General features: G+C 57.6%; 2 protein-coding genes. One reads left to right on the top strand and one right to left on the bottom strand.

The annotated features are described in order from the left end of the window. The coding region (locus tag IE065_RS17840) for a CHC2 zinc finger domain-containing protein (protein WP_229792164.1) at positions 1-527 on the bottom strand (527 nt) is incomplete at its 3' end. A gap of 127 nt (positions 528-654) precedes the next feature. On the opposite strand from IE065_RS17840, the gene IE065_RS17835 reads away from it, so the two are divergent. After that, positions 655-1,014 carry a helix-turn-helix domain-containing protein gene (locus IE065_RS17835; RefSeq protein WP_189517679.1) on the top strand — a complete coding sequence of 120 codons (360 nt, stop codon included), beginning with the start codon at positions 655-657 and terminating at the stop codon, positions 1,012-1,014. Positions 1,015-1,591 lie beyond the last annotated feature (577 nt).

Raw genomic sequence — 1,591 nt, 5'->3', positions numbered from 1 at the left:
TTCTTCAGCGGCAGGCGCAAACCCAGCGTGCGGTCCGCGTACCCCAGACCGAAGGCCTCGACCGCCTCCCCGGTGATCCCCCGCGAGCACAGATAGTCCAACGCAGCTGGCGTCTGTCGCAAACGCTCCTGGTAATAATCCAGCACCTGAGCGAACAGAGTCTGGTCGTCACCATCGAAGGCAACCGGCGCGGCCAGCTTCGGAGCTGTCGCCTTCGTCACGGCCTTGCCGCCAAACAGCTGCGGGTTCTCCTCCTTTAAAAGCAAAGCAGCGTGCCGGAAAGACACCCCGTCATGCTTCATTAAAAAGTCGATCACACTCCCACCCTGACCCGAAGACATACAGTGCCACAGATTTTTGCCCGGCGTTACAATGAAGCTCGCCGTCTGTTCCTCCGTAAACGGCGACAGCCCAACCAGGTCTTTCGAGCCATGCGGCTTCAACTCGATACCCTTCGAGCGAACCAGCGCTGCCAGGTCCACTCCGCGTTTTAGTTGTTCTAGTTCTTCGTCGGGTATGCGCGCCATCGGCTTCCTTTCTCAAAACCCCGTCAAGGGCAATTTTCGGTTTTTGACTTTTTCCGACTGATAGTTTTTATCTATATCAATGCAAGCAAAAACTATAACTCTTATAGACCCATGCTATAATGCCGACATGAAGACCGGTCGGCCTCCCAAGTCTAAACGCTCCGATTTTGGCGCGAGAATCCAAAACTTCCGAGAAGCTGCCAGCTTGTCGCAACGGGAGGTTGCCGAGAAGCTCGGGATTTCTCAGCCCTCCTATGCCGCCTGGGAACGACGCAATGTCGGACTGACCCAAGACCAGTTGGAGAAGCTCGCCCAGATATTTAAAATCGAGGTCGTCGACTTCTTCGCATCAGAGGAGCAACGCAAACGACGAGGCGGCCCAGTAGGCCGGGCAAAGACCACCTTTGAAGCCGTTTCCCAACTGCCACGACCACAGCAACTGAAGATTCTCGATGTCGTCGATGCACTCATTGCCCAATCGCAATGACCACTGCCGCGACAAGCCTACTTGTTCGAGGCTGTGCAGTTACCCCCCTAATCAATCTAATCAATACCCCAACGTGTCAAAATGGCTCATGCTCCAAACGGGCCAGCGGGTTGTGGAGCGAGCACGCGCCGCGTGCCGCGCCACGACCGGCGGCCCCTTAGCTTGAGGTACCTTTCGTAACTGAACCAAAACGCGTAACGTCAGGAGACAGAGGGCGGGGCCGCTTCCATTCACTGGCCAGCAAGGCAGGGTGCGAAGCGAAACAGAGGGAAGTTGGTCGAAGGCCAGATGGTCACGCCTGCGGCGCGGCTGGCGCGGCAACAAGGGCCGTTTGAGAGGCAAGGCAGAACACGGTGCCACCGGACAGCATCAAGGCCACCAGTGGCAGATGCGAGTTTTTGGAGGCTTCGCAAAATCTGGACAACGCAAACGGCGGACGGCGGCAGGGATAGGCGGAGACGCAGCCGCAATGCGGCGTGTCCCGACAGACCGCCGCGGACGCCTTCCTTGTCTAAAAGAGTAACAACTCAACCAAACATTCCCACTCCAAGGGGGGGGGGGGGGGGGGCAGGGAGCA

Origin of the sequence: Cerasicoccus arenae (genome assembly GCF_014651635.1) — a bacterium.
In the GTDB taxonomy this organism is placed as follows: domain Bacteria; phylum Verrucomicrobiota; class Verrucomicrobiia; order Opitutales; family Cerasicoccaceae; genus Cerasicoccus; species Cerasicoccus arenae.
Note: the sequence above shows the minus strand (reverse complement) of the source record. Positions and strands in the feature narration are given on the sequence as shown.